The organism is Micromonospora sp. NPDC047707 (assembly GCF_040704235.1).
Lineage (GTDB): Bacteria > Actinomycetota > Actinomycetes > Mycobacteriales > Micromonosporaceae > Micromonospora.
The window spans coordinates 107,109-131,384 of record NZ_JBEYSU010000015.1 but is presented as its reverse complement, the minus strand read 5'-3'; the positions used below and the strand labels follow the sequence as shown (position 1 = coordinate 131,384).

The 24,276-nt window shown below is 67.9% G+C and carries 12 protein-coding genes; 7 read left to right on the top strand and 5 right to left on the bottom strand.

Annotation, left to right across the window (positions count from 1 at the left end):
* Nucleotides 1-32: 32 nt before the first annotated feature.
* The 5 genes from AB0873_RS18425 to AB0873_RS18405 all read right to left on the bottom strand — a co-directional run bounded on the left by AB0873_RS18425 (nt 33) and on the right by AB0873_RS18405 (nt 11,451).
* A complete protein-coding gene (locus AB0873_RS18425) occupies nt 33-3,212 on the bottom strand; it encodes a DEAD/DEAH box helicase family protein (RefSeq protein WP_366600919.1) in 3,180 nt (1,059 codons plus the stop codon).
* On the bottom strand, nt 3,209-5,365 hold the full coding sequence (locus AB0873_RS18420; protein ID WP_366600918.1) for an AIPR family protein: 2,157 nt from the start codon (nt 5,363-5,365) through the stop codon (nt 3,209-3,211). Before AB0873_RS18420 ends, AB0873_RS18425 begins: the two co-directional genes overlap by 4 nt.
* 523 nt (nt 5,366-5,888) lie before the next feature.
* Nucleotides 5,889-7,202 (bottom strand): restriction endonuclease subunit S, encoded by a 1,314-nt coding sequence (locus tag AB0873_RS18415; protein WP_366600917.1) that lies wholly within the window; start codon nt 7,200-7,202, stop codon nt 5,889-5,891.
* Complete coding sequence (locus AB0873_RS18410; RefSeq protein WP_366600916.1) at nt 7,199-9,250, bottom strand: class I SAM-dependent DNA methyltransferase; 2,052 nt, start codon at nt 9,248-9,250, stop codon at nt 7,199-7,201. Before AB0873_RS18410 ends, AB0873_RS18415 begins: the two co-directional genes overlap by 4 nt.
* A gap of 74 nt (nt 9,251-9,324) precedes the next feature.
* Nucleotides 9,325-11,451 (bottom strand): N-6 DNA methylase, encoded by a 2,127-nt coding sequence (locus tag AB0873_RS18405; RefSeq protein ID WP_366600915.1) that lies wholly within the window; start codon nt 11,449-11,451, stop codon nt 9,325-9,327.
* 199 nt (nt 11,452-11,650) lie between these two features.
* Between AB0873_RS18405 and AB0873_RS18400 the strand changes: the two genes are divergently transcribed.
* From AB0873_RS18400 to AB0873_RS18370, 7 genes are all read left to right on the top strand, one after another.
* Nucleotides 11,651-12,877, top strand: a complete 1,227-nt coding sequence (locus AB0873_RS18400) for a DNA sulfur modification protein DndB (RefSeq protein WP_366600914.1) — start codon at nt 11,651-11,653, stop codon at nt 12,875-12,877.
* A gap of 104 nt (nt 12,878-12,981) precedes the next feature.
* Nucleotides 12,982-15,441 (top strand): AAA family ATPase, encoded by a 2,460-nt coding sequence (locus tag AB0873_RS18395; protein ID WP_366600913.1) that lies wholly within the window; start codon nt 12,982-12,984, stop codon nt 15,439-15,441.
* On the top strand, nt 15,438-15,824 hold the full coding sequence (locus AB0873_RS18390) for a hypothetical protein (protein WP_366600912.1): 387 nt from the start codon (nt 15,438-15,440) through the stop codon (nt 15,822-15,824). Before AB0873_RS18395 ends, AB0873_RS18390 begins: the two co-directional genes overlap by 4 nt.
* Nucleotides 15,825-16,124: 300 nt before the next feature.
* Complete coding sequence (locus AB0873_RS18385) at nt 16,125-16,685, top strand: hypothetical protein (protein WP_366600911.1); 561 nt, start codon at nt 16,125-16,127, stop codon at nt 16,683-16,685.
* Entirely contained in the window at nt 16,682-19,330 is a 2,649-nt protein-coding gene (locus tag AB0873_RS18380; RefSeq protein ID WP_366600910.1) for a hypothetical protein, read from the top strand. Before AB0873_RS18385 ends, AB0873_RS18380 begins: the two co-directional genes overlap by 4 nt.
* Nucleotides 19,327-22,248: a DEAD/DEAH box helicase gene (locus AB0873_RS18375; RefSeq protein ID WP_366600909.1), complete on the top strand. Its 2,922-nt coding sequence runs from the start codon at nt 19,327-19,329 to the stop codon at nt 22,246-22,248. Before AB0873_RS18380 ends, AB0873_RS18375 begins: the two co-directional genes overlap by 4 nt.
* A complete protein-coding gene (locus tag AB0873_RS18370; RefSeq protein ID WP_366600908.1) occupies nt 22,133-24,256 on the top strand; it encodes a Zn-binding domain-containing protein in 2,124 nt (707 codons plus the stop codon). Before AB0873_RS18375 ends, AB0873_RS18370 begins: the two co-directional genes overlap by 116 nt.
* The last annotated feature ends 20 nt before the right edge of the window (nt 24,257-24,276 follow it).

The following is a 24,276-nucleotide window of genomic DNA, read 5'->3' as shown; positions in this document are numbered from 1 at the left end:
GCGTCGCGCCGGCGCCGTGGCGACGCCGGCGGTCAGGCAGCCTCGTCGTCGACGACTCCCTCCTGCCGCCGGATCAGCCGCCAAGCGGCGCTGCGGGCGCTGCGGTTCAGCGAGCTGCGGAAGTTCTGCTGCGGGTCGAAGTACTTGTGCCCCAGGTCGGCGGTGGTGTCGAAGTGGTCCATCATCTTGTCCTCGAAGACCGGGTCGAAGACGTGGCCGAAGTTCTCCTCGTCGTTGGCGACGGCGGCCAGTCGCACCTTCGGGTCGGCGAGCGCTTCGTTGAAGGGCTTGATGACGTCTTGCTCGGTGAACTCCGTGCCGTACTTCTGGTTGAACCGGTCGATCAGCTCCGACAGCAGAGACTTCTCCGACTCCTTGGCGCCGCCGGATCCGTCGCCGAAGCCCTTCATGTCCGCCGGCCCCTCGGGAATCAAACTGACGTCGTGCTCACCCGTCTTCTCCACCCGCAGATGGCTGAGGTCGATCTCGCCGACGTCGACGCCACCGTCCTCACCGCGGGGCAGCCGGTTGAGCAGGTGCCGCCCGTAGAGGTAGAGACGCTCCAGTTCGGCGTCGATGTAGGTGACGATTCCGGAGAGGAAGCTGTACTTGCGGACGTAGTCGTTCAGGTCGGCCCGGAAGGTCTCGGCCGTCTCCTGGTCGTCCTCGTCGTCGCCGTTGAGCAGGTCGGCGAAGCGGGTCACTGCAGGATCGAGATGCCGGTACAGCTCGGCGTGGAGCTTCTCCCACTTCGCCGTGTTGCCGGCGGCCTGCCGCTGAGCGGCCAGGTAAGCCGCCGCGAACGCCTGCATCTCGTCGTCGACGAGGACCGGCGCGGACATCACCCTGCTCTGCGCGGTGTAGAGCAGGTTGGGGTCCGAAGGCAGGGTGGCGGCTTCCTCGAAGTACGGGCGGAAGGACTCTTTGATGTCCTCGGCGTCGTTGACGAAGTCCAGCACCGCCAGGTCGGACTGGCTCTTGCGTTCGGCGGTTCGGTTGAGCCGAGACAGAGTCTGCACAGCGGCGATGCCGGTCAGTGTCTTGTTGACGTACATCGTGGTGAGCAGCGGCTGGTCGAAGCCGGTCTGGTACTTCTCCGCGACCACCAGGATCCGGTACTCGGGCTGCCCGGCTCCGCCGGCCTGGGCGGCCTTGTCGTCGGCGCGCGTGTAGGCGAACGCCTTCGGCAGGGCGCTCTCGGGCAGCCCGCCGTTCTCCTTCGCCTCGGTGATCTCCTCCCCGTCGTAGTTGAGGGTGCCGGAGAACGCCACCAGGACCCCCGGGTCGGGATAGCCGAGGTCGCCGATGTACTTCTTGATCGACCGGGCCATCTGTACGGCCTGCGGCCTACCCGCGGTGACCACCATCGCCTTCGCCCGCCCGCCCAGCCTCCCAGCAGTGTGGGTCCGGAAGTGCTCGACGATCACCTGCGCGTGCTGGGCGACGGTTGAATCGTGGGTCAGCGCGTAACGGGCCAGCAGCGGGTTCGCCTTGGCCGGGTCGACCTTCCGCTCGTCGGGGTTGCCGTTGACGAGCTTCCAGTAGGTGTTGTAGGTGACGTAGTTGCGCAGCGGATCAAGGATGAACTTCTCCTCGATGGCCTGCCGCATCGAGTAGGTGTGGAACGGGTGGTACTTCCCGTCCTCGCCGAGCGTGCCGAAACCTTCGAGGGTCTTGTGCTTCGGGGTGGCGGTGAACGCGAAGTAGGAGAGGTTCGCGGCCCGCTGCCGCTTGCGCGCGTTGGCCTTGAGCTGAGCCTCGACGTCCGGTGCGGCCGGCGCGCTGGTCGCACCCGGGTCGTCGGAGTCGGCGTCCAGGCCCAGGTCGCGCAGCACCGCGCGGACCGAGGCGGCAGCATCACCGGACTGGGACGAGTGCGCCTCGTCGATGACGATCGCGAACCGCCGGCCCTGGATCTCGGTCGGGTTCTGCTTGAGGTACTCCTCGAGCGCCGGGAAGGTGTGCAGCGTGACGGTAACGATCTTGCCCGTCTCGCGGGAGAGTGCCCTGGCGAGCTGCTCGGACTTCGACCCGTGATTCTCGTCGATCTTCACCACCAGGCCGGCGGTCTGCTCAAAGCTGCCGACGGTCGCGCGGAGCTGGGCGTCGAGGTTCCGCCGGTCGGTGATGATGATGACCTTGTCGAAGACGGGCGAGCCCGGCTGTAGGCCGGCCTGCACCGCGTCCGGGTCCAGCTTGGCCACGTCACCGTTCGCGTGCAGGGACGACAGGCGGTGGCTGAGCCAGGCGATGGTGTTCGACTTGCCCGACCCCGCCGAGGCCATGATCAGGTAGTTGTGACCGGCCCCGTGCCGCGCCGCGTGCGCCGTCAGCTTCTTCACCGCATGCCACTGGTGGTAGCGGGGGAAGATCAAGGACTTTCGGGTCCGCCCGTCCGCACTCTTCTCCTTGTGCAGGTGGACGAAGCGCTCCAGCAGGTCGAGCCAGTTGTCCCGCTGCCAGATCTCCTCCCACAGGTAGGAGGTGGCGTACTTCCCGTACTCCGTGGCCGGCGGGTTGCCCTCGCCGCCCGGTCGACCCGGGCCCTCCGAACCGGTGTTGAACGGCAGGAACCGGGTCGGCTTGCCGCGCAGTTGCGTGGAGACGAAGACCAGGTCCGGGTCAACGGCGAAATTGGCGATCACCCGACGCGAGAAGATCAGCTCGGTAGGGTCGCGCTCGGTCCGGTACTGCTCCTTGGCGTGCTCGACGCCCGAACCGGTCAGCGGGTTCTTCAGCTCCGCCGTGGCCACCGGGATGCCGTTGAGGAACAGCGTGAGGTCCAGCCGGTTGCCCCGGTCGGACTGTTTGGTGGCGTAGGCCAGCTCCCGGACGACGGTGAGGCGGTTGTGCCGGTAGTCGGCGAGGATCTCTTCCGATTCCACGAACGACGGCTTGAAGTAGGCGACCCGGATCCGTACCCCGCGGTCTTTCACGCCCTTGCGGAGCACGTCGAGCAGTCCGTCGGTGGCGATCGCCTGGTCGAGGCGCTTGACGAAACCGCCTTGCGCGGCGTCCCGGTCGCCGCCGTATGAGATGACCAGGTCCTCCCACTCTGCCGCCTGGGTGGCGCCGATGAAGTTGAAGAGTTGCCCAGTGTCCAAGCCGAGATCGGCTCGGTAATCGGCGGCGTTGCCGAGCTCCCATCCGCCGGCGAGGAGAGAAGCGACGATCGCGTCGCCGAACGTGGCCTCATGATGGATGGCGCTCATGCGTCCTCGCTGAGGTCGTCGTCGTTTCGGGTGTCCTGTGCCAGCCTCCAAAGGGACTTCCCCTCCGCGTCGCACCACCGGGCAGGCCCCTGGGCCGCGACGGGCGCCTTGCTCCACTCCGCCAACTGCCACATCTTCTGCACCAGCCCGGAGGGGGAGTAACGCTTCCCGTCGGCCGCCCAAAGCAGTGGTCGCACCCGTTGGTTGACCCACGTTGCGGTAGACCGAGCCGGATCTGCGGCGAGCCAGGCGGCCATCGCCTCCCGCTCGGGCTGGCCGATAGCCCGGAAGGTCAGTGGCGTGCCCTCGGCAAGCCGGTTGGCGTCGACCAGGGTGGGGACGGCGTTGCGCCGGCGCTGCCTCGGGACGTTCCGCACCGGTCGGTACTCCTGCGGCAAGTCGGGAACCGGGGCACCGCTTCGCAGATCCCGCAGCACCAGCCCGGCGAGGATGCGACAGGGCTCGGGCTCGGAGAGCGTGCTGGACACGAGCTGCTTCTTGAACTCGGCGTCGACGTGGTGAACAAGCAGGTCGGTGGCACGCTGGACCAATTCTGGCACCTGGGCGAGGACCGCGTCCCAGTCGGTGTCGGGCTCGTCGATGCCGTCGAGGTCCAGGTGTTGAAAGACGATGTGTGCAATCAGCCGGTTCCCGCGCTCCACGATCGCCTCGGCCCGCGCCTGCCGGTTCTTCGCCGTGCGGTAGAGCGTGGCGTCGACCTCCCGCAGAACGAGGACGCTGCGCCAGATCTGGTAGGCGGAAGGTTGATCCTGGGCGTTGAAAAGCAGGTGGTAGGCGCCCTGGGAGCCTTCCTCCCACAGCAGTTCCGCGCCGAGTTTGGCGCGGACCGCGAGATCGGAGTTCCGGTGCGCGCAGGCGAGCGCGACGGCTGCGACCTCCACCGAGCAGCCGCTTTCGGCTGCGGGCTCCTCACCGCGCTTCACCGCGTAGGTCTTCTGGAGCGAGAGAAGGAAGTCCTGTTTGATGCGCCGCTGCACGGCATCGAGCGCGACGAAGTCTCGTCGCTCCACCCGGTTCTGCGTGTTCGTGGCCGTGGTCACCGCGTCGGCGAAGCCCGACGGGCAGTTCTTGAGCGAGATGACCCGGACGGTCACATAGCCGTCGGTGATCGCCTCGGGATCCTTGCGGAACGCCCGGTGGATGGCGTGGACGGTCTGCGCACCGTTCACCACGCTGGCCCCGTCCAGCTTGAGCGTGACCGGCGCCCGCTTTGCCGCACGCTGGAAGTACTCGGGATCCACCGTCTCGCAGAGCACGGTGATGCCGTTGTTGAAGAACCAGAAGTTGTGCGGATCGGCGGTCAGCGTGTCGATCAGGCCCTGGTTGACCTGCGTGATGCCCAGCGGCTTGCGAATGTTGCGGTCGAAGAGGCGGTCCTCGTGAGTGTCGTACCACTCAGCGATGTCGGCGACCGAGACGATCCCCTGGAATGCCTCGTAGGGCTCGGTGACCCTGATCCAGTCGTGCATCCGGGCGGTCAGCGGGATCGGCGGTTCGGCGAAGTCGTTGTAGACCACCCCCCAGATGTCACGGGCCAGGTAGGTGCGCTGGTCGAGCATGTTGCCGAACTGGTTGAACTCGTCCTGCGCGTCGGAGAGCCGCTGCACGACATCGTCCGCGAGTGGCTCGGTCCGCATCACGGTCGGCACCAGGGTGATCCTCGACCCTCGGTTGCTGAGCACGGCGGCGACCTGGTCCGCGAGGTTCTGGAACCGGACGTTGAAGCGGTCGAACTTCCGCGCATCGATAAGGCGAAGCCCCTCAATGAACTTGAGCGCGTCGGCAACGGCGAACTTCCCCTTGCCGCTGTCACTCCACTTCGACTGGACCAACCAGAGATGCGACGCGTTCTTGTCGATGGCCACCGCGTCGATGCCAATGTCGTCCCGGCCGTCGATCACCGCCTCGGCGGCGGCTACCGAGTCGCAGCCGGTCAGGTCGCGGACCGTCAGCGCGGCCAGTGCCCTCGACAGGAATGCCTGCTCGCGATCGACGGCTGACTTGTTGGCAAGATCCTCGACGTCGATCAGCCCGTCGAATTCCCGCAGGAGTGCGTCCCGGACCTGTCGGACCTGCGTCTTCGGGGCCGTCTCTTGGGGCAGCGCGTTAGGCGCCGCGGGCTTCTCGCTCACTCAATTCCCTCACTGCCGACCGTCACTGTCATTTGCCGCACGTCGCGTCGGGCGGACCGAGCGCGCCGGGATGCGGCAGGGCGGATGCGTCTTGGCCGGGCTGGCATGCGACGCGCAGCGTCTTGTGCGCCGATCACTAAGGCTATTGATCTTGGCGCGCGTGCGCCACCCATGGTAGCGGCCATCGTGGATTTCCGGGCCCGCCGAGAAGGCCCTGTCGTGAATTGAGCACATAGCTTGCGCCGGGATCCACTCACGCTACGCGGCCGTCGTGGCCTGGGGGGCAGGGTTCCGTGTGCCCCATCGTCGGCGGCGGGGTCCGTAAAGGGCGAGGCGGTCGCGGCACGCAATACCTGCGCGACGGCGATGGTGGTGCGGGTATGGGTGGAGTCACCGGCGGCGGCTCGGTCGGCGGCGAGCGAGGCGAGATCGGCCTCGCCGAGCGTGGCAAGCAATGAAATCCTCTCCGTAGCTTCGTCTCGTGGACGGAGCCGCAGCCTTCGTGGGCCGGGTGACAGGTGCGTCAGTCCTCGATTCCTCGACCGCTGGCGGTGGACACATCGACTTGGCCAGAAACGGCGGCAGTGATCAGAGCGGTTCGACGTTCACTAAGCAACCGCTCTCTAGCTCGAAGAAGTGTCGATTCATTTCGAACTTCGTCTTCGAGCTTTCTGAGCGCCGTGACAATTTTATTCTGGGCTGGGCGGTCGGGTGCAGGGATTCGAAGTTGTCTGATGAGCTCTTGGCTAAGGTTTGGCTGTCCGGCTCCAAGCGCGAGTCCTACGATTCCCTGCTTGTGAGCACGGAACCAGTATGCGGCGTAGTCCTCGGCGATCGGCCCAGTCGGAATCAGGACGCAGCATGCTTGATTCAAGCACGCATCAATTCGGAGAATTCCAACCTTCCCCTTGGTTGCGCCTTGTCCGTACAGGGCCACTACAAGGGATCCTGCCGGATGAATCTTCAATGCCGGGAAGTCTGTTAGCGCTGCGGCGGTCACCGACTTGTCGCATTCTTCTATCTGGCCATCGTTGATGTCCGCACTGTTCACCCACGGGTAGGGTCCGCCATAGTATTCGGGGCGATCTGAGGTAGGAGTGGTGCCGCTCCCTGACCTGAAGGCGTGGCTCACCTTAAAGAGTTGCCATTGCTCATTCATCTCCGGCATCCACGCGATGCCGGTTTCTCGACGCGGGCCGTTGCCGGTTGTCGTTGCCAGCCGAATCGACTCGTTCAGGCGTTCGCTGAGGAGGATGACCTGGCTTCTTGTCCTCAACTGCATGCCATCGACGCGATCCGTCTCGGCGTCAAGAAAGTCAGCAATGCGGCGCTGTTCTTCGAGTGGCGGCAAGGGGATTGGTGCTCGCGCGAGCCTTTCGCTGTTCAGCTCGATCTGATTGGTGGCTCCGACGACGAGTGCCGAGAGGATGTGCCGTTGGAACGGCTCTGACCGCAACCAGTAGTAGCCGAATCGCGGATAGACGATGTCCGGGGAGAAGCGAGCGATTGTTATGTGACTGTCGGCGATGCATGGGGTGTTGTTCGGTGAACCGCGGAAGTATCCGACTCGCCCGAGCGTGCCCGTGCCGGTCGAGTTGATGATAATGTCTTCTGATTTGAGGTAACCTTTCAACTTGCTGGGGTCACCGCAGAAACTATGGAACCTTGTACGCGACCAATCGATCCCGGCGTCTTGATTTGATGCCTGGCTGAGAGCGACAACCGGGCCGGCCTCAACGTAATCCGGTGCCGATCCGCGGTTCAGCAACGGAGTTGCACGCTTGAGCGGTGAGACCGTCCAGTGCGCCGGCAGGGGGAGCCCGAAAACTTCAGTCACTCGGTCACCTCACTGAGCAGAGCTTGAATCTCGGCTTCCAGAGCTTTCAATTCGGCGTCGATCTCGGCGAGTGGCCTCGGGGGTTTGTAGACGTAGAAGTGGCGGGTGAAGGGGATCTCGTACCCGATCTTTGTCTTCTCGTGGTCGATCCAGGCGTCGGGGACGTGTGGAAGCACCTCACGACGCAGGTACTCCTCGACGTCCTCGTCGAGCGGCACGTTCTCGTAGTCGCGCAGCTCCGGGTCGGGCTCGGGGTTGCCCTTGACGAGCTGGACCTCGCCCTCGGGGTCGCGCACTCCGATGATGTCCCGCACCGCCTTCTGGAAGGCGGTGCCGGAGGGCCACAGCACGCCGGCCTCGGCCATCGCGGAGCGGAGCGCGTCCCACGCCGCCCGCTTCGTCGTCCACACCTGCCCGACCAGCGGCTTCAGTGCGGTGGTCAGCGCGTCGGCGTCCGACACTTTCTGGATCGGCTTCGAGGCGGCCAGCGCGGTCAACGTCTCGTCGGTGACCTCGAACCGAAGCTTCAGCGGGCGCTCGACGGTGATCCGGCGGTAGCCGAAGTCCTCGTTGGCAAAGACCTTCACCTTGCTGTGCTGCGGGTGCTCGGGATCCTTGGCGGCGTCGAGCGCCTCCGCGTACAGCCGGGTGATCTGCTTGATCTGGTCGGGGGTGACGAGCTTGCGCTTGTCGCCCAGGGACTTGCGCATCTTGGCGAACTGGTCACGGGCGTCGAGCAGGACGACCTTGCCCTGGTGGCCCCTTGCCTTGCGGTTGGTCAGGATCCAGAAGTACGTGGAGATGCCGGTGTTGTAGTAGAGCTGGTCAGGAAGGGCGACGATGCCTTCGAGCCAGTCGTTCTCCAGGATCCACTGCCGGATCCGGGACTCGCCGGATTCGGCGGCGCCGGTGAACAGCGGGGAGCCGTTGAAGACGATGGCGACGCGGCTGCCACCCTTGCCGTCGGCGGTGACCGGTTTCATTTTTGAAATCATGTGCTGGAGGAAGAGCAGCGAGCCGTCGTTGATCCGGGGTAGCCCGGCGCCGAACCGGCCGCTCTCCCCGAGCGTCTCGTACTCGGTCTCGATCTCGTCCTTGACCTTCTTCCAATCCACCCCAAATGGTGGATTGACCAGCAGGTAGTCGAAGTGGGCGCCGCGGTGACCGTCGTCGCTGAACGAGTTGCCGAACTTGATGTTCTCCGGGTCTTGACCCTTGATCATCATGTCGGATCGGCAGATCGCCCAGGACTCGGGGTTGAGTTCCTGGCCGAAGACGGTGACGGTCGCTGACGGATTGTGCTTGATGATGTGCTCTTCTGCCGCCGAGAGCATGCCGCCGGTGCCGCAGGCCGGGTCCATCACCGTACGGGAGGTGCCCGGGATGCTCAGTGCGTCGTCGTCGGGAGCGATGAGCAGGTTGACCATCAGCTCGACGACCTCGCGCGGTGTGAAGTGGTCACCGGCAGGACCGTTGGACTGCTCGGCGAAGCGCCGGATCAGTTCCTCGAAGATGTACCCCATCTGATGGTTGGAGACGTTGGGGATGGGCTTGCCGGTCTCCTTGTCGAGGATCACCTCGCCCGTCTTCTTGTCGCGCTGGTAGGGGTGTAGGTCGAGGTCGGCGAAGCGGCCAACCACTCGGTAGAGCAGGCCCGCGCTGTCGAGTCGCCGGATCTGTTGGGGAAACTCGTAACGCTCCATCACCTCCTGCGCGTTCTCGGAGAAGGCGCCGACGTACGCGATCAGATGCTTCGCGGCTTGGGCGGAGTCGTTGGCGATCGACTTCAGCGTGTAGCCGCTCACGTTGTAGAAGCTGTGCCCCGAGGCTCGGCGCAGGAACCGGGCGATGTCGACGTTCTGATCTTTGAGCCGGTCGTACTCGGTCCGGACCTTGTCGCGGGTGGACTCGAGGACGCACTCCAGGCGGCGCAGCACGATGAACGGCAGGATCACCTTGCCGTAGTCGGACGGCCTGTAGTCGCCGCGGAGGAGGTCGGCTACCGACCAGGCGTGGTTCGCCAGTTCGGTGTGCTTGCTGCTGTTCAACGGGTTCCTTCCGCTGTGCCGCCAGGCTCGGGGCGGGTGGGGTACTGATGTTCTCGTTCCGGATTCGACCGGTGTCAGGTCGAGGGTGGGGCAGTGTCTGGTGGGAGCAGCGCGCCGCCGGTGAGGCCGGCGGCCAGGGTGCGAGCTGCCTCGTCGGCGAGGCGGTTGGCGACGTCCGCCGCGGTTCGGAGCGCCTGGAGTTGGCGGAACGCTTTGCCGTACCGCTGTTGCTCGGCTAGGGGGAGCAGGGGGATTCGCAGGCGTCGAGGGTCGACGCGCACCACGGTGGTGCCGGACGATGCGGCGCTGAGGTTGTCCTCTGCGGCGAGGAATCCGGCGAGGAACCACGGGTCGAGGCGGGCGGGGTCGGGACGCAGGAGGTGGAGGTGGCGGCCGAGAAGATGCCCGGCGTCGCGGTTGTCGGCGACGCGGGCGATGCTCACGCCTTCCTGCAGCATTTCGGGGAGGATGACGTCCCCTGCTTGGATGGTGACGTCCTCGTCCGAGGGTTCCTCCTCGGCGGCACCCGAGGCTGCCCGCCGGGACACCACGTCCCGGGCGGTGAGTGTTCGGGGTAGCTCGGATTCCGCCATGGCAGGGCTTGAGCTGCGAATTGCCGCGGGCGCGCGAAGCAGCGTGAGGGCGTCACCCCGCAGCAGATCAGCGACACTGGCGGTCCGCCAGGACCGCGGATCAGCTCCGGCGGGAGGCCAGGTGTGACCGCCGCTCAGCGCCACCAGCCCGGTGGCTGCCCGCCGCAGCCGGCTCCTCAGCTCGTACGCCATCTCGGCGAGTTCGTCGGGCTTCGCAGGCACGGGAGTGGCACGAACGTGGCGGGCGGGGCTGAGGTCGACCGCCTCGTCGAGGAGGTCAACGACCGGGACAGCCCGCGCCACCCCCGGGATGGGGTCGAAGTTGTCCGGATGCCGGTCGAAGTCCTTCCAGGCGTCGAGCGCAGCGCTGCGGACCGTGGACCAGTCCGGCGTTGAGCGCCTGCCCGGTGTGTCATCGGTGCTGGTGGTCTCAGGTCCGGCGGTGTCGACCAGGAGAACGGTCGACGACAGGGTCGCCTGCGGGTGCGGTCGTTCGAGCAGCCACAGCTGAAGGCCGATGTGGAGCGGTTGTGCAATGCCCACGGGCAGGGCGATGACGGCTCTCAATGCTCCATGACGGACCATCTCGGCTCTGATCCGCCGGCCCGACGGCCGAAAGGCGGAACCAGGCGGCATGAGCAGGACAGCGCGGCCGCCAGGGGCCAGGTGCGTGAGGCAATGCTGCAGCCATGCCAGCTCCGACTCGCCCTTCGGTGGTAGGCCGAACACCCACCGCGGGTCGTACGCCAAATCCTCGTGACCCCACTCGCGGTGGCCGTAGGGGGGCGCGCAGAGCACTGCGTCGGCGGCCAACGTCGGGAACGCGTCCTCACGCATGGTGTCGCCGACCTCGACCTGTGCTTTCGCCTCATCGGCCTGAACGGCGAGGCGAGCAGCAGCCTGCGCGGCCACCGCCGGTACCAGGTCTTGGCCGTACAACTCGCGCGCCCCGTGCGAGGCGGCGGCCAGGAGCAGGCCACCGACCCCGCATGCGGGGTCGAAGACCCTGTCCGGGTACGGCTCACCTGGGTCGGCGAGGAGTTCGGCCATGAGATCGGCGATGGGCGCTGGTGTCCGGTAGGCGCCGCTGGCCTTGCTGTCGGTGACCTCGCCCTCGGCCAGCACCTCCAGCGTCTGCGTCGCGCCTTCCTCAGCGCAGCAGCGCAGCAGCGCGCGAAGCAGCTCGGCCTCTTCGGGTCGATAGCTGAGGTCGCCGGTGCCGGGGATGTCGACGGCGTACGACCGGCTTGTCTTCTGGGCCCATGTGGGCAGCTGGTCATCGGGAAGCCCGACGGCTTTCTCCACCTCGGTGTCGGCAATGCGACTCGCCACGACAACGAGCGGCAGCAGCCTGCTTCGGTGGGCGAGGTCGGTTGCGCTGACCCGCAGGGCGGTGCGCAGGTCATCGGCGGGGGAGCTGGCAGGTAGTTGCCCACGCGCGGAGAGCCAGGCCCGGACGGCGTTCAAGTCGTACGCCGGGCTGGTCTCTGTCCCACCCGACGGGGTGGGAAAGTCGGGGTGACGCCGACGCCAGTTGCTCACGGTGGCGCGCGTGACGCCGGCCAGCCGGGAGATCTCGGCGGCGGTCACCTCGGTGGGCTGTGGCATGGGCGTCCTGTCAGTTGCGTTGCTGTTCGCCGCTCACCCTACACGATCTCGGAAGCGTTTAAACGTTTTGACAGCGTTTTCACTGGCGACTGTGCTAGTGTTGCTTTCACCAAGGCGGATCGATCTGCTCGGCCGTCGCTGACTCCCCCTGCCCGCAAACGACCACCGGGCCTGTCACCCCCCACCAGGAGGACTCTCCGTGTCCATCACCATGCCGTCCGCTGCTGTCGAGGGCATCCAGCTGACCGTCACCCCCTTCCGCACCGACGCGGTGATCGGCACGATCGGGCTGCCGGCGCTGCTGCAGCTCGTCCCCAACCCGAAGCTCGAGGAGGACAAGCGGGCGATGAAGTTCTCGCCCGGAGCGATGCGCCGCCACGCCGAGATCCGGTCCCTGGTCCAGCGCACTCTCAAGTCGACCCAGAAGGGCCGCAACGTCACCGGCTACGCCCGCTACATCGCCTCCGGCGTCAACGGCGACTTTGGCTCCGGCTGGTCCACCCCGCCGATCACGCTGTGGCTCGCCGGCGAGCCCGGCGCGGTCAGCGACGAACTCATCCCCGGCAGCGGCATCCGGAAGATCACCCTCCTCGCCGGTTCCCCGGTCGTCGCGATCGACGGCGAGACCCAGGTAACGGCCCTGCACGAGCTCTACGACGACCCCGAGCAGTACGGCACCACCTACGAGGCCCTCGGGGCGGTCCGGCTGCCGTTCGAGCTCTACTGGGGACTCAGTGTCGAGGACGCCCGGCAGATCTTCTACGACCGCAACGTCGAAGGCGTCCCTGTGGCCAAGAACCTGGCCATGTCTATGGACCAGCGGGACTTCGGCACCCAGCTCGCGCACCGCATCGCCGAGGCCGTCAAGGTCGAACACGACGGCAAGGTGATCCCCTTCAGCAAGCTCGTCCAGTCCCGCAAGCGGCAGCTCACCAAGGCCGACCCCGAACTGATCACTCTCTCCGCGCTGCGGGTCCTCGTCATCACCACGATCTACGGCCGGGCCGGGCTCGGCCTGTCCTCGACCACCATCCGCCCGACGGACCTGCCCACCGGCGCGACCGCCGAGCGGATCGAGCGTCGCGTCGTACCGCTGCTGTCGAACCTGCTCACCCACCTGCACCCGCAGCTCGCCGCCCGGTCCGCGGCCTCCGCGCCGGCCGTCCTGGCCGGCATCGGCATCGCCGCTCACCAGGCCACCGACTGGGCCACCTCTAGCATCCCGCTCACCGACACCGAGCTGCTGAACCTGCTCTCGAGCATCCGCTGGGAGCGGGAGGCCCGCTACTGGGACGGCATCGCCGCCAGCGCCAACGCCGCCGGCGTCCTGAACTTCGGCGGCGGCGCCAAGGACTCCGGCGGCCGGGTCGCCGACGCCGTCCTGTACCCCGACACCGAGAGCGGCCGCAAGATCCGCGGCCAGTAACCCACCCCGGCCCGCGCCACCCCCGAGACGCTGTGCGTCGCGCCACCAGCCACCCGCTGGTGGCGCGGCCACCCGTCGCCTCATCCCCCGTGAGGAGGAACGACGTGACAGACGACCAGACCGGCACCGTCGACCAGCTCATCCTCGACCACCTCGACCGCGCCGACCTGCCCGACACCGCCGAGGACCTCATCGTCGCCGCCCTGCTCGGCGACGAGGACCTCGCTGCCGTACTCGGCGGAACCGCGCCGCGGCGGCCCGAACCACCCGCCGCATACGAGGAGGCGTCCGAGCCGATCGGCACCTATCTCGCCAGCATCGAGGTGACCGGCTTCCGCGGCATCGGCCCCACCGCCACCCTCAACCTCATCCCCGGGCCAGGGCTGACGATCGTCACCGGCCGCAACGGCTCCGGCAAGTCCAGCTTCGCCGAAGCCGCGGAGTTCGCCCTCACCGGCAACAACAAGCGCTGGGCCGGCCGTACCGCGGTGTGGCAGAAGGGCTGGCGCAACCTGCACGGGAGCGTCGATCCGCATATCCGCGTCCGCCTGGGCGTCGAAGGCCACCGTGACGGCGCCACCGTCGAATGCCACTGGGCCAGCGACGCGAACCTCACCGACTGCACCACCTTCCTGCAGGCCACCGGACAGCGCCGCCAGAGCGTCGCCGACCTCGGCTGGGCCAAGCCCCTGGAGCTCTACCGACCGTTCCTCTCCTACTCGGAACTCGGCGGTCTCCTCGGTGGCAAGGACAGCGAGATGTACGACTCCCTGCAACGCATCCTCGGACTCGGCCGCCTCGTCGAGATCGAAACGATGCTCAAGACCGCCCGCCGGGAGATGGACCAGCAGCGCAAGCGGGCCGCCGAAAGCCTCCCGGCCCTCAAGGCCGTACTGGCGGAGCACCCGGACCCCCGCGCCCGCCTCGCCGAGCACGCACTCACCGGCCGGCTCGCCGATCTCGACCAGCTCGAAACCCTGACCACCAGCGGCGAAGCGACCGACGACGCGACCGTCGTGCCGCTGCGCCAGCTCGACGTCCTGCACCTGCCCAGCCACACCGAACTCAGCACGGCAGTCGACCGGCTCCGCACCGCGCTGCGCCAGATCGACGCCCTGGCCGGCACCCCGGCCGAGGAGGCCAGGGCACTGGCCGGGCTGCTCCGCGACGCGCTGCGCCACCGCGCCAACCACCCCGATCAGCCTTGCCCAGTGTGCGGGGGTCGCACCCTGGACGAGGAGTGGGCCGCCCAGGCGCAGACGCAGCTACAGCGGCTGACCCAGCGCGCCGAGCAGCTCGACGCCGCCTACCGCACCGCAAGCGAGGCCCGACGCGCCCTGCGCCAACTGGTGCCCGCCCTGCCTGCGGCCCTGAACCTCGACCTCTCCTGCGAGCAGGTCCACACCGGCGAGGCCCGGGCGGCCTGGCAGAGCTGGGACGACCTGCTCGCCACTGCGGACTCCACCACGATCGCCGACACCGCGATCGGCGTCTTCGACACCCTGGTCACCACCTTCACCCCGGTGCAAACCGCCGCCCGCGAGGCCCTGGCGCGTCGCCGGCAGGCGTGGCAGCCGGTCGCCGACCACCTCCGCACCTGGATCGACGCCGAACGTGCCAGCCGCCACGCCGGCACCATGTTCGCCGCCCTCAAGGCGGCGATCGCCAAGCTGCTGGAGTTCGGCAAGGAGATCCGCGCCGACAAGCTGGCGCCGGTCGCGGCGGAGGCAACCACCATCTGGAACACGCTGCGGCAGGACAGCAATGTCCAGCTTGGCGCGATCAAGCTGGCCGGCACCGGCACCACCCGTCGGGTCGACCTCGACGTGGAGGTCGACGGCGTCCCCGGAGCGGCCCTCAGCGTCATGAGTCAGGGCGAACTGCACTCCCTCGCGCTGGCGCTGTTCCTTCCGCGCGCCACCATGCCCGAGAGCCCGTTCCGGTTCCTTGTCATCGACGACCCGGTGCAGTCCATGGACCCTGCCAAGGTCTACGGCCTTGCCCAGGTCCTCGCCCAGGTCGCGAAGCACCGGCAGGTCATCGTCTTCACCCACGACGACCGGCTCCCCGCCGCCGTCCGGCACTTGCAGCTCGACGCCCGGATCCTCGCAGTCAGCCGCCTCGCCCGCTCCCAGGTCACCGTCACCGGTGACCGAGACGGCGATCCCGGGCAGCGCTACCTCACCGACGCCCTGGCCATCACCCACGACGAGAACATGGCCGGCACCGTGCAGGCCACCATCGTCTGCAACCTCATCCGCGACGCCCTCGAGTACGCCTGCCACGAAAGGATCCGGATCCGTGGCTTCCGCGCTGGCACCTCGATCGCCGACACGGAAGCCGCCATCAGCGAGACCGAGGGACTGCGGCCCACGCTGGCCCTCGCTCTGCTGGGCGACCGCAAGCGCGTCGGTGACCTGCCTGCCGAGTTGCGCAAGCTCGGTCCCACCGCCGCTCGGGTGGTAAGGGCGGCGAACAACGGTTCGCACGGCGGTGCCACCAGCGACCTCCCGGTCCTGATCGAGGAAGCACGGGACCTGGTGGGGAGGCTGCGCCGCCCATGACCCCCGAGCAGCTTCTCGACGAAGCCTTCACCCTGCTGAATCGTCCCAGCCGCAGTATGCGCCGCTGCTGGCAGCGCGGCTGCGCCTGCCTCACCCGCCTCGCACTCGAACAGGGATTGCGCATCTACTGGGATCGGGTCGCACCCAGCGTCACCCGATGCCCGATGCGGCATCAACTGCTGGCCCTGCCGGCCTTCGTCGATGCCTCGACGGCGCTCCTCGCGAGGACGGCCTGGCACGGCCTCTCCCGCGCCATGCATCACCACGTGTACGAGCTGGCGCCTACTGTGGCGGAACTTGAGGGCTGGCACCGGGACGTCACTCGCCTCCTACCGCAGCTTTATGCCACGACTTTCGCAGATAACACCAGCGACTCTGATTAAGCCGCTGCAGGGCAACCCATTGCACAGCGATAACAACTTGTCGTTCCGCCGACCGGGGCGACGGCACGAACGATCTTGGTGGCCCTGATGGGCCGATCGGACAGGGCGGAGGCTCTGACCTGCTGCTCGTCTTGTGCCGACCCCGGCGCACTTGCATAGTCGCCCTACGGCTGCCGCCGCGTTCTAGAGGGGAAGAACGTGTTACAAGGATCTGAGTTCCTCCGCGACCGGGAAATCGCCTGGGCGCCGGCTCTGAATGCCGTGTCCCTTGTCTCCGAACTCGGTGCCCCGGAGACCGAGGTGAAAGAGGTCATTCGGGCACTCGGCAGGATTTGCGGACACGTCGACCTGTACGAGCGCCGCCGGCTGCTCGCCCACCGCTACCCTGCGTGCCTGGTCACCGGCCTTGTCGGCATCGGCGCGGTCGGCTACGAACACGGCAACTACTGGAGCGCCGTACACGAGCTGGCACCGGGCAGAATCGACCAGAGCCTGTGGGGCGAGCTGTTCCGCGCCAACCTCGACCGGTTCAAGCTGGCCCGATTCCCCGGGCTTCCCCAGGTCAACGTCGGGGAGATCCTCATGCACGCCGGCGTGCCCGCGTACTGCATAGGCGACCTGCTGAACCTCTTGCTACAGCGGCTGGCTCGCGACCCGGGCATGAACGCGCAGCACTTCCTGGCCTGGGCACTGACCCCCGGCCGCGAATCTCGCCTGTTCGAGCTCGACAAGCCCGTGCAGCGCTTCCTTCAGTACGGCGGCGACTACGCCGAGGACCTCATCGACCGCTGCATCGACCTGCTGGAGCGACTCCGCCAGCCGGTGTTCCACGCCGACGGCCTCGGGCTCCCTCCACATTGATCGCCAAGGCGCAGCACCTTGCCGAGTCGGGCCAGCTCGACTGGACCGGTGCCATCGACCGCGTCCAATCGGGCACCCGGATCACCCAGGCGCGCCCCCACCTGGAACTTGAGCCCTTCGGACGCGGACTCCTACTCTGGCTGCCCTCGGTGCCCGACGCGGCGGACGGCCACGTGGTGTGGCAGGTACGCATCGACGGTGAGGCGCAGACCGTGGTCAGCCGGTCGATGTGGCCGGGCGTGCGGGAAACCGTACCCGCGACGGCACTGCCCATCGCACGTCCCGCGCGACAACTGACCGTCGAGCTCGCCGCCTACGACCAGGAACACGAGATCGAGGTGGTCGACCCGCGGGACCCGCTGCTGGTGTTCACCGACGACGGTCGACGCGTACCGGCCACCTCCAGCCTGCCGCCGGAGCCCGCCTGGCTGCTCTACCCTCACGAGACCGACACCGGGGCGCCGCTGGAGCTTCACGTCACCGGCGACCTGCACGACCTCGGCGATGTCCCCGCCCCCTACGGCTGGCTCGGCTGGACCCTCCGTCGTGTCGACCTGCGTCAGGTGGCCGAGCTGCGCCTCGGCGACGGCACGCCCCGACGAGTCAAGGGCGCTCGACGCGCTCAGCTGCACCTCGACCCGCCGCTGCCCGGCGTGTCCAGTCTCACCGGCGTCCCGGTCGTCACGGCCGCGCCGACGCTGACCCTGCCCACCGACCCCGGTGTCACGACCGAGTGGTCCGTCCGCATCCGCAGACCCGGGTCCGACCAGCTGATCACCGAGGTCGTCACCGTCACCCGCGACACCACCATCGACACCTGGCATCGGCTGCCCCGACCCCTCGTCGGCACGTACGAGGTGATCGTCCGCGGGCCCCTCGGCCGCGGCCTGTCCCGCACCCTCGAGCTGGTGGAGGGCTTGAACGCCCGATCCAACCCCTCCTGGCGGGAGATCCGCGCCGACGGTCTGGAACCGGCGACCGTGCGGGCCAGCGCCAGCCTGCACGGCCTGACCGTCACACCAGCGATGGCGCAGCTGGGGCCGAAGGACGTCACCGCTGAGGTGCAGATCGACAGCCGGACGGGGTCAACGACCGTGCGGGTGACACCAGCGCACATGGCGATCCAGCGGCTCGGCGGCAACGGCCGCGGTGCCTGGTCCTTGCAGCCGCTGCGTCTGGACAGCGAGACAGTCGGCGAGGGCGAGCTCCTGGTCCGACTTCCCGAGGTGGCAGACGCCCAACTCGTCGTCAAGGCCGCCGGTCGTGAGTTGCAGACCGTCGTCTCCGGTGCCACGTACGGGCAGCCCCTGGCACGGTTCGCCCTGGCAGCCATCGCCGACACCGTCGGCGTCCACGGCATCGCACAGCTCGATGTCCGCGTCGACGGCCAGGACTTCCCGGTAGCCCGCTGCACCCCGAGGCGCCTTGCCAGCTCCGTCCACCTCGACAGAGACCGGCTGGTCCTCGTCGACGGCGTGCATGCAGAGGGCCTGGTCGCCGGCTTCTACCGGGTATACGCGCCGTGGCGGCCTCCGCACGTGGTGACCTTCAACCAGGACCTGGTCAGTGATCCGCTTCCCGAGGAGGTCACCACCGCCGGGCCTCTGGTGGCGATGCTACGCATCGAGGACCCGTGGGTGCCGGCAGAGTGGCCCGACTGGCCCGCCGCCGACGACAATGCCTTCGACATCGCCGACCGCGAGTGGAAACCCAGCGGAGAGGACACCGCCGACGACGCCCTGTCGGGCTACCTGGCGGGAGCTGGCGACCTGCCCGACCGCCCGGACATCGCACCACTGCTGATTGACCTGTATCACCGGGCGGACGGCCTTCGCGGCAGGGTGACCTGTGATGTCCGTGGGCTCTCCGCCATCCTTCGGCGCTATCCCGCACACGCCCTCGCCGCGCTGGCGAAGACCAGGACCTCGGCCGACCGGCTGGTCGCCCCGCTCGTACACTCCGGCCTGATCGCCGTGCCTCCCGACGCGTACGTCGGGGAGCGTGACGAGACCAAGCTGTGGGGAATTAGCCCTCTGGCCGGCATGCTCGCCACCGCCCATCGACTCGGCGAGCAAGGTGGGAATGAGGAGCTACGCGAGCAGGTATCGGCCGTCTGCGGTGAAGTGGCGCTGCACCTGCTCGATGGTGGCAACGACCCCTACCAGACCGTCGGCCGGTTCGACGAGTCCGCGCTACGGCTGGCCGAGCTTCCGATCGAGGTACGTAACCGGTTGTGGAAGGCGATGCGCGTCGTGCCGGGCGGTCTACTCGACGCCGACGAGCGTTTGACGGCAGCCCGGCACCTGTTCGAGGTGCGGGTTCAGCCGGGCCTCGGCAGAGTCTCCAGTGCCGCCAAGGAGCTACTCCTCGTCTCGCGTCAACAGGTGCACGCCGTCAGCGGGCAACGCGTAGCGGACGCAGTCCAAGCGCGCAGGCCCACCACGGGCTGGCGCGCACTCCCCGCGCTGTCGCTCGTCTTGGCTTTCGTCGCACGACTGGCTGCCCGTGGACACACCGGCTGCGAGCGGCTGCTGCCGCGCACTCTGCCCCATCACGCCACCCTCGCTCGAAGCGCACCCCGCCTGGTCACCATCGACCTTCTGCTCGCCGAGTTCACCCTGATCGGATCCGGAGACGTCCGATGATCCTTGACCCCATCGCCACCAGTGACGCCATCGTCGGCACCTACCAGCGCTACCTGCGAACCCTGGTCGAGCCGAAGGACCCGCGGCTGGCGGCGGCCCTGGACGCTGCGATCAGCGAGGCGATCAACCAGCAAATCACCAAGGGTCCTCTGCTGGAGGCGACACCGCCATACGTCACCTCGTCCACCCCACGCGAGCTCATCGATGCCGGTGTCCTGGACCCCGGGATCGCCACGCTCCGCAGCGGATTCGACCTTGATCGACCGTTGTACCGGCATCAGGAGCGGGCGATCCGCAAGGCCGCCGCCGGCCGGAACCTCGTCGTCGCCACCGGCACCGGCTCGGGCAAGACCGAAAGCTTCCTCCTGCCGATCATCAACCGCATCATGGCCGAACGTTCGGCAGGAACACTCGGCCCGGGCGTCAGGGCACTGCTGCTCTACCCGATGAACGCCCTCGCCAACGACCAGATGAAACGGCTCCGCCGTCTCCTGGCCGAGGCTCCCGACATCACCTTCGGCCGGTACACGGGGGAGACCCGACAGACCCGCCGTGAGGCCGCCGAGGTGTTCGAGCGGCAGAACCCCGACGGGCGACCACTGCCCAACGAACTGCTCAGCCGCGAAGAGATGCAGCGGCGGCCGCCACACCTGCTGCTGACCAACTACGCCATGCTCGAGTACCTGCTGCTGCGTCCCCTCGACATGGACCTGTTCGAGGGCGAACACGCCGGGCACTGGCAGTTCATCGTCGTCGACGAGGCGCACGTCTACGACGGCGCCCGGGGCGCGGAACTGGCCATGCTGCTACGCCGCCTGGTCGACCGCGTCGGCTCCGAGCGGCCGATCCAGTGCATCGCCACCAGCGCAACCGTCGGTGGCGACATGAGAGCGGTCGCCGACTTCGCCGCATCCCTGTTCCCGGCCCGATTCGAGTACGACCCTGCTGACGAGAACCGGCAGGACGTGGTCACCGCCGACCGAGTCGAGCACCCGTCCGGACCGGAGTGGGGACCTCTGCCCGCGCCGGCCTACGCCGAACTCCTGCACGCCGGCGACCCCGCCGCCGCCATCCTGGACCGCGCTCGGCAACACGGCTATGTCAGTGATGACCCGTCGGACGCCCTGGCCCGCGAGCAGCGGGTCCGCCGGCTCAGGGCACTGCTCGCGCACGGGCCGGTACCGCTGCCCGAGGCAGCAGGAGCGCTGTTCACAACCGGCGACCAGTCCGCCTGTGCAGCGCTGGTGGCCCTGGCCAACAGCATCCACGACAGCGACGGCTCGCCTGTGCTGTCCGCCCGCTACCACCTCTTCGCCCGCGCCACCGAGGGTGCCTTCACCTGTCTCGGACCCCACGGCCCACACGTCAGTCTCACCAGACACGAGCGGTGTGAGCAGTGCGCCGACGCTGCCTTCGAATTCGGCACGTGCCGCCGCTGCGGCACGGTGTACCTCGCCGGCACGTTGGAGCAGGTCGGCGCGCACATGGTTTTCCGTTCCCGACGCTCGCGAGATGAACAGCGCGTATGGATGGCGCTGGTCGACACCGTGGCAACCGACGAAGACGAAGAGACGACCACCAACGCTGGCAACTCCGCCGGCGAGCTGGGCGCTATGTGCAGCCGGTGCGGCGTCTTCCAGGCTGGCCCAGCAACCACCTGCCCCCGCTGCCCGAACGCCTCCATGCGCCAGGTTCGCTTCCTGCGGCACCGTACGGACGAACTCACCGCCTGCTTGGCCTGCGGTGGCCGCGGTGACGGCCTCATCCGCCTCTTCTCTAGCGGAAACGAGGCCTCCGCCGCCGTCCTCGCCACCGCCCTCTACCAGAAGCTGCCGGTAGCGCCCGACCCCATTCAGCAAGGCCTGCCAGGAGGCGGCCGCAAGCTTCTGCTGTTTAGCGACAGCCGCCAGTCCGCGGCATACTTCGCGCCCTACCTCGAAGACTCCTACCACCGGGTGCAGCACCGACGACTGCTTCACGAGGGTGCCCTCGCTGCCGCCGAAACCGACGGTGAAATCCGGCTGGAAGACGTCATCTACCACACCAACCGAGCTGCCGACCGCTACGGCCTCTTCGAACGCCGCCAATCACGGCAGGCACGCGAACGACAGGTCGCCCTGTGGGCGCAGGTCGAAGTCGTCGGCGTCGACGAACGCAACTCCCTCGAAGGTCGCGGACTCCTCGCATGGGACATGTCCGGCGACCCGGCGTGGACGCCGCCCCGTCCCCTGACCGACCTCGGCCTCAAGGCGGACGAATCGTGGGCACTGATCGGCGAGCTCGTCCGATCGATCCGGCTTCAAGGCGCGGTCGCCGTACTCGACGGGGTCGACCCCCGCGACGAAGCGTTCGCACCCAGGCTCGGCCCCATCTACGTCCGTGGCACCGGCGCCGATGCCCGCCGAAAGGTCCTCAGCTGGGCTGCCCACCAAGGGCGTCAACCGTCGCCTGGATTACCTGCGCCGGTTGATCAACCGGCTTGCGAACAACGCCGACCCCCTCCAGGTCCTCGACGGGGTATGGCAGCTGCTGACCAGAGGACCGCAGAAGGAATGGCTGATCGGCAGCACCGAACGCGGCATCGGTCAGGTCTACCAACTCGACCCTGCTCTGATCACCTGCACCCCGGTCGGCGGCGACAGCGCCTTCTGGCAGTGCTCGACCTGCCGCAAGCTCACCCCGTTCAACGTCCGCGGCACCTGCCCGACGATGGCATGCGACGGCACGCTGGAACCCTGGAGCCAACCGGCGGCCGACACCGACAGCGACCACTACCGCACCGTCTATCGGGCAATGAACCCGGTGCCACTACGCGTCTTCGAACACACCGCCCAGTGGACCAGCGAACGGGCCGCGGAGATCCAACAGCAGTTCGTCCGCGGCGAGATCAACGCCCTGTCCTGCTCGACGACCTTTGAGCTCGGCGTCGACGTCGGCGAACTGCAGGCCGTGATGCTCCGCAACATGCCGCCCACCACCGCGAACTACGTTCAGCGAGCCGGCCGTGCCGGTCGCCGCACGGACGCCGCCGCTCTCGTCGTCACCTACGCCCAACGACGCTCACACGACCTGTCCCGCTTCGCCGAACCGGACCGCATGATCGCAGGCGAGGTCCGCGCACCGTACGTACCTCTCAACAACGTGCGGATCGACCGGCGACACGCCCACTCCGTGGCCATGGCCGCCTTCTTCCGCCACCAGTTCCGAATCCACGGCACGATCTGGCGCACAGCAGGGGAGTTCTTCCTGCCTGACGACAACGGGATAGCTCCGGTAACGCTGGTCCGCGACTTCCTCACCCCTGCGCCGACGGACATCACCGACTCGCTGCGGCAGGTCCTACCCACCGACGTGCAGGCGGCGATCGGCGTCGACTCCGCCGACTGGGTAGCGCACCTGCTCGACCTCCTCGAATCGGTGCGGGCCGAGCTGCAGCAAGACGTCTACACCTACGAGCAGAAACGACAGGAAGCGTTCGCCGCCCGACACGACGATCAGGCCGCCCGCTACAGCCGAGTCATGAGGACCATCACGAGCCGAGAGCTCCTCGGGCTTCTCGCCAACCGCAACGTGCTACCGAAGTACGGCTTCCCGGTCGACACCGTGGAGCTACGGCTGGCGTTCGCCGACGCCCACCACGCCAAGCAGCTGGAACTGTCCCGCGACCTGTCCTCGGCCATCTACGAGTACGCGCCCGGCGCCGAGGTCATTGCCGGTGGGCTGACCTGGAAGTCCGCCGGCGTCTACCGACTACCCGGTAGGGACCTGGAACGGCGCTACTACGTCATCTGCGACGGCTGCGGCCACTACCGCGACTCCATCGACCGCCTCGACCATGCCTGCCCGGCCTGTGGCGCCGCACCCGTTGGCGCGCCCCGCCAGTACACGATCCCGGTCTTCGGCTTCGTCGCCGCCCGCAACAGCGCCCGGCGGCCCACCAGCGCGCCGCGGCGAGCCTGGCATGGCGCGACCTACGTCGTCTCACCCGGCGCGGAACTCTACGAAGACAAACTGAACTTGACCGGCGGCACCATCACCATCAGAGCCGGCGCCAGAGGCGAACTCATCGCCATCAGCGACGGATCAGCGGGCCGCGGCTTCCTCATCTGCGTGATCTGCGGGTCCGGACGCCCCACCATCGACGGAGTGTCCAGCCACCAGAGCCCGCTCAGCGGACGGGACTGCAGCGGTCGCGTGGAGAACCTGTCGCTGGCACACAGGTACCAGACAGACGTCCTCGAACTGAGCATCGACGGAACAGCCACGGCCGGACTCGACGACAGCGCCTGGCGGTCGATCGCGTACACCCTGGTCGAAGGCGCCGTCCTCGCACTCGAGATCAGCCGCGACGACATCGATGCCACCATCTACCAAACCGACACCGGACGCAGCGTCCTCATGCTGTACGACACCGTGCCGGGCGGAGCCGGCCACGTCCAGCGCATCGCCGAGCGACTGAGCGACGTACTCGACAAGGCCCTGAGACGAGTCCGCAACTGCGAGTGCGGACCCGAAACCAGCTGCTACAGATGCCTGCGAGTGTTCCGCAACGAGCGCTACCACGAACAACTACGCCGTGGCGTCGCAGCCGACGTCCTCGGCCGCCTACTCGGCAAGACCGACCACGCGCCGGCCGGAGCATTGCGGATCTCCCTGTCCGACGTTCAACCCGCCCTGACGGCGACCCGCCGATTCCTGGTGTCGGAGGCGCCCGGGGAGGTCTTCGAACCGGTTCCCTCCGGCCAGCTCGACCTCTACGAGGGCCGCGTCGTCCTCGCCAGCCGCGACGGCAAAGCCGCAGTCGGACGGCTCTGGCTGCGACGCGACGCGCACGGCATCGTCGGTGCAGGGCTGCAACAAATCGCTGGAGCGCCACTGGATGGCGAAGCAGACGGTCTCACGCTGATCGGCGTTGCAGTGCTGTGACGTGCGGTCGGCGGTGTCTC